Genomic DNA, 5,634 nt, shown 5'->3' with positions numbered 1-5,634 from the left:
CTGCGGTCCCACCCGCCGGCACCGGCTTCACCACCACCGCGTTCGAACCGATCTTGGCCTCGGCTCCGACTGTGAAGCCGCCTAAGACTTTCGCGCCCGCGCCCACGATCACGCCCCGCTCGAGCGTTGGATGCCGCTTCGCGCCGCGCGCGAGCGACGTACCGCCGAGCGTCACGCCCTGATAAATGGTGCAGTCGTCGCCAATGTCAGCCGTTTCGCCGACCACGACGCCCATGCCGTGATCGATGAAAACACGTCGTCCGACTGTCGCGCCCGGATGGATCTCAATGCCCGTCATGAAACGCCCGAACTGCGAGATGAAGCGCGCGAGCCAGCGCCAACCCGCACCCCAGCACGCATGCGCCACGCGGTGCAGGACCACCGCATGAAAGCCCGGGTAGCACGTGATGACTTCCCACGCGTTGCGGGCGGCGGGATCTCGCTCACGGATGGCTTCGATGTCTTCGCGGAGTCGGATGAACATGGCGGTCGCTCGGGTGGCTGAAAGAACGTGTGCTGTCGTAAGGGTATGAATTGGCAGCGTTAGCTCTAATTCGGGAATCGTTTCTCTGGTTCCTGCAGATTGTAGGACGGCCCGCAGGATTCTGCTTCGATGCCCCCGCTGACAAAACGGTCAGCGTGTACGTTGGGCTCCCGTGCGTTTCAGTTGCGCTTGACTCGCATAAGCACATGTTTAGCGATGCCGCGAAGAATGTTTACTTCCTCGTGTTCAAGTCCCGAGCGGGAAAAAAGCCGCCGCAACCGTGACATGAGTTTTTTGGGGTTGGCGGGATCGAGGAAATCGAGTGCGACGAGCGCCTGTTCCAGATGCGCGTACATTCCTTCAATTTCATCGTTCGATGCGCTCGCATGCTCGCTCGACGACGTTGCTTGCGGTTCGGTCTCCGCAAGCAACGTGAGGCGTAGTTCGTACGCCAGCACCTGGACTGCCTGCGCCAGGTTCAACGAGCTATAGGCCGGGTTGGCCGGAATGTGAGCGAGCGCGCTGCAGCGTTCGACATCCGCATTCGATAACCCCACGCGCTCGTTGCCGAATACGAGGGCCAGCGTGCCCGAGTCACCGCTTGATTGCGTCATCTCACGCGCCTTTGCCACCGCCGCCCGCGGGGGCATTTGCGGTGGGCCGTATTCCCTTGTGCGCGCCGTGAGTGCTATCGACCAATGGACGCCGCTCAGGGCGTCGGCTAGCGTCTCTACGACGTGCGCGGCAGCCAGCACGTCGTCAGCGCCCGATGCCATTGCGATCGCTTCTGGCTCCCGCGTCACGAATGCGATTTTCGGTGCCACAACGACGAGTTGCGAGAATCCCATCGTCTTCAGGGCGCGCGCCGCAGCGCCGACATTGCCGGGATGGCTCGGCTCGACCAGCACGAATCGGGTCGTGGCGAATGCACGGTTTTCTTGAGATGGGGCCACGGGGTTCTTGTTGCCGAGGGTTAAGGAAGCGTCATGGTATCGCTGCGCTGCGGTTTCGGCGACCTGGCCGGATGGGTGTATAGGTGGTGGCGCTGCTTGCGGACAGGGGCCAACAGAAATAAGCCAAGAAAATCCGTGATAAGCCGATCACGCTGGCAAGCAGAAGGATTCCACACTCACCGCCGGCGGCACCGCCCAAAACCCACCCCTCCCCCATCGCGCGATTTCACCTTGTGAACCCGCCTCCCGCCGACTCGGGTAAAATGCTCGGTTCGCGCATTCCGACCAAGTAAATCGCTCGGTTTGCGCCCCGCTCTTCTTCAATTCGTTGCCGTCGATTCAAGTCGTCGTTGCTCATTTTTCTGCCCCGGCCCCGCGCTCAACGCTTAACGCTTGATGCCGGACCCTGGGCCAAAAGGACTTTCTCATGCATCCGATGCTCAATATCGCTGTCAAGGCCGCTCGCCGCGCCGGACAGATCATCAATCGCGCGTCGCTCGATCTCGACCGGATTCAAGTCAGCAAGAAACAGCACAACGACTTCGTGACGGAAGTCGATAAAGCCTCGGAAGCCGCGATCATCGAAACGCTCACCACGGCGTATCCGAAGCACTCGATCCTCGCCGAAGAATCCGGCACGCACGACAAGGAATCCGAGTATCAATGGATCATCGATCCGCTCGACGGCACGACCAACTTCATCCACGGCTTCCAGTACTACTGCGTCTCGATCGCCCTCGCCCACAAAGGCATCATCACGCAAGCCGTCGTCTATGACCCCACGCGCAACGACCTCTTCACCGCCTCTCGCGGCAGCGGTGCCTACCTCAACGAACGCCGTATCCGCGTCGCAAAACTCGACCGACTGGCCGACGCGCTTGTCGGCACCGGCTTCCCGTTCCGCGACCTCGAAGGCATCGAAGCGTACGGCAAACTGTTCAAGCAAATGACCGAATCCTGTGCCGGACTGCGCCGTCCAGGCGCCGCCGCGCTCGACCTGGCCAATGTGGCAGCCGGCCGCCTCGATGCGTTCTTCGAACAAGGCATCCACGCATGGGACGTGGCCGCCGGAAGCTTGCTGATCACGGAAGCAGGCGGTCTCGTGGGCAACTACACGGGCGAATCGGATTTCCTGCACCAAAGCGAAATCGTGGCCGCAAACCCGAAGGTCTACGCGCAAATGATCAAGATCCTCGACCCGTTCACGCACACGCGCAAAGGCGCGTAAGGCTGGATTGAAGGCATTGAAAGGCGGCCTGCAGGCCGCCTTTTTTGCGGGCGGGGTTTCAACGCCTACGCACCGCTGTGGTCAATTCGATCGTCTCGTGCAATTTGCTTAAACTCGGGTCCCCGGTGTCACCGGCACGGCGTAACGAACTAGCGCGCTGCCTGGCTCACGCCGCTGCGGGACTCTCGTTTCCGCGCGTCCGATATTGCGCGTAGTACTTGGCACGATCGCAATACACTCCACGTGTGTCATACAGCGCGCAAGGCCATGACGAAAAATGCGCCACGGAATCGTGCACATATTCGGCGAGGAACGTGTCGACCGGCAGAGGTATGACGGCGTGGTTGTCCCAGGCCGACAAGATCAAGTCTTCGTAAGGCGTACGCTTTCGTGGCTGCGAAGATGGCCAGTCATGGTTTCTGCGCAGGCCTTCCACCGGGTTTCGCAGGAACGCAACCCGCACGGCCAGTCGCCGCTGCTCGCCCAGTAATTGCAGTGCCTGTTTTTCCGGGTTTGCCGGCACGGCGTAGGTCCATTCGGTCGGCGCGCACGGCGGATGATCGAGCTCGGTTGCAACGGGTGCTTCGCGACATGCAGACATGCCGACGTTCCCATACAGCATTCCCAACACGCGCTCGTCCTCACCGTTACGGTGCAGTGCGCCCCGCCACTGGAACTGCAGACGACGGTGAGTCTGTATTAGTGACTCCACATCGTCGCCCAACGCAGGTAGGGCAGCCATATAGCTCTGGTATAAAGAGCTGACCGGGTCATCGTCTGGCAGCGCATAGTCTTGCCGAATATCCTCTTGCACCTTTTCCGGTTCCCACAATGGCACCTCGGCGCGCAACGCTTCCGCGTACATATGCCGCAGCGGAATACGCGACAGCAGATTACTACGCCCCTGTTGTTCCAGTGCGTAGCCGCCGCCCACATCCGAATGGACGCCCGGATATACCACCTCTTCGCAGTTCTCCGGATAGGACCGGGCTACGCGTACCGAATCGAGCGGGAACGCCTGCCTTACTTCATGCGCCGCAACATAGTGAACGCAGCGCTCGACTTCCGGTGGGATCGCCAACTCCGACGCCCAGTCCAGATGGAGCGACGGACCGCCGACAGAAGCGACAGTGTCGAACAAACCCATGAACGTAATCCGCAGCGGCACGCGCTTAAAGCTCATGGCGGCGATCCAGCATAGGCCTTCGTCGGTGCGCTGGCACTTCTTCTCGATCAGCCGCCTCACGAATGCCCGTGCCTCAGTTGCGCCGCGTGAAAAACCGAACACGGCGAGGTTGATGTATGGCATGTGATTGAGCGCACCTTCGCTCCAGTCCTGCTCAAGAATGCGGCAGAACTCGCTGATGGCGTACTCGATACGCATGTCTCCCCCCGCGCCTAGCCCAAGACCTCTGGGACCGCCGTTGTCGTCGCGCAGTAGATCGGTGTAACCGTCAGCGCGGCGGGGAATGCGAAACGGCGTGCCGACACCGGGGATATATATCGGTGTCGCGCCTTGGCCGCTCGGGTCATTTACTGCTACTCGAAAAAGCTTTGCCACGTTCGACAGTGCTTGCTCACTTATTGGTTTTTCCAGTTCTTGATATGCATTGTTGCCGGTCCCGTCGAAGAAGAAGGTGATCTTCGGAAACAGCGTGCAAAGGAAGCGCTTTTCGGGTCTCCGTTTGACTTCACTGTATATCCGCCTGCTTTTCCCCTCCCAGGCAGCCTGGCTCAGGTCTCCATCAGTGGCGGGTGCGGGCGCGTGACGAACTGTCATCGGGAACTCCTTTCTTATCGCTTATTTATTGAAGCAGCCGCGGCCGCTGGTCGAAAATGCGAGTTCGGCGCGGTCGGTGTCGCGCAGGATCACGCACAAGTAGGCTTCGTCTTTTGACATGTCGTCGTTGCGGCTTGGTCCGCCTGCCGGGAAATGCACTACGACCGAATGCTTTTCGGGCGCCCTCAGAATAAATTTTGTCTTTGGATCGGATTCCGTACCCCACGTCCAGCGCACCGTAACCGGCTTGCTCCAGTCCTTAAGGCCGGGGTAGCAGCATGTGCGGGAGCCACCACCTCCCTCTGGTGGAACATCGGCGGCCCAGTACTTGTCGGCGAACACGTTAAGGGCGTAGCGGTCGGTGTGATTGACGGGAACCAACGTGAGACCCGGTTCGGAGCTGTCGAAGGGGTCATCGGACAGCGGCGAAACGCCAGCGCACGCCGACACTGAGAGCACCGCGCAGGCTGACAACGCAACCGCGCACCTTGATGCCGCAACATGACAAGGCTCCCCGCCGCTAGACCGCGCTTGCTCGTTCAGTGGATTTTGGAATTCGCGACAGGCGCTTTTGCCGGTGTGGCAAAAGAAACGTGCGAGCTTCGGAAATAGCGTGCATAGAAAACAGCTCTCCGGTTTCCGTTTAGATTTACCGTCTAGCCGCTTTTTTTGGCCCGGCCGAGCAGCCCTGCTCAGGTCGACAACAGCGGCGGGTGCGAGGGCGTGACGAGCTCTCATCGAGAATTCCTTTCTTATTGTTCGTTTGTGGACACCGCGTATGCGATTGGTTGCAAACGCCATCGATACTGCCCAGGTAGGCTTCGTGCGCAGATACCGTCAACTTGGCCGTACCGATCACGCGCCAGAAGATCTACGCTCAAGCTGAGCGAGACATCCTTGTACGGATGCAGTTTCATCGACAGATCTCTGTCCGATTAGTCGCCAGTTTTGCGAAATCCACTTTGACTAAGACTCTTGATGCATGGCCGCTTAATTCCGGGATAAAAATGCCGGGAACGAAAATCTGTGAATATCAGACAAATCCGAAAATAAGCCGACGCACCGAACATTTAGCGTTCGATGCCATTGGTTTTTGCGGCGGGACGCCCACTATTTCTCAGCGATTCAGATGAATGGTTTCGAGACGCTCAAGGAAGGCCAGCTTTGAGATTGTCCAGGCACCCAAGGG

General features: G+C 59.6%; 5 protein-coding genes. 1 reads left to right on the top strand and 4 read right to left on the bottom strand.

Annotated elements, in window-relative coordinates:
• Window positions 1-484, bottom strand: a 484-nt coding sequence (gene cysE, locus WCA53_RS23125; RefSeq protein ID WP_423915955.1) for a serine O-acetyltransferase, incomplete at its 3' end; no start/stop codon positions are given.
• Window positions 485-663: 179 nt separating this feature from the next.
• Window positions 664-1,437: an RNA methyltransferase gene (locus WCA53_RS23120; protein ID WP_423915953.1), complete on the bottom strand. Its 774-nt coding sequence runs from the start codon at window positions 1,435-1,437 to the stop codon at window positions 664-666.
• Between the two features lie 427 nt (window positions 1,438-1,864).
• On the opposite strand from WCA53_RS23120, the gene WCA53_RS23115 reads away from it, so the two are divergent.
• Window positions 1,865-2,665: an inositol monophosphatase family protein gene (locus WCA53_RS23115; RefSeq protein ID WP_423915951.1), complete on the top strand. Its 801-nt coding sequence runs from the start codon at window positions 1,865-1,867 to the stop codon at window positions 2,663-2,665.
• A gap of 166 nt (window positions 2,666-2,831) precedes the next feature.
• On the opposite strand, the gene WCA53_RS23110 is transcribed toward WCA53_RS23115, so the two are convergent.
• Both WCA53_RS23110 and WCA53_RS23105 read right to left on the bottom strand, forming a co-directional pair.
• Complete coding sequence (locus tag WCA53_RS23110) at window positions 2,832-4,445, bottom strand: T6SS phospholipase effector Tle1-like catalytic domain-containing protein (RefSeq protein ID WP_423915948.1); 1,614 nt, start codon at window positions 4,443-4,445, stop codon at window positions 2,832-2,834.
• Window positions 4,446-4,466: 21 nt separating this feature from the next.
• Complete coding sequence (locus WCA53_RS23105; RefSeq protein ID WP_423915946.1) at window positions 4,467-4,895, bottom strand: DUF3304 domain-containing protein; 429 nt, start codon at window positions 4,893-4,895, stop codon at window positions 4,467-4,469.
• Window positions 4,896-5,634: the final 739 nt, after the last annotated feature.

Source organism: Caballeronia sp. (assembly GCF_049581465.1).
Taxonomy (GTDB): domain Bacteria; phylum Pseudomonadota; class Gammaproteobacteria; order Burkholderiales; family Burkholderiaceae; genus Caballeronia.
This window is presented reverse-complemented; position numbering and strand designations above follow the sequence as displayed.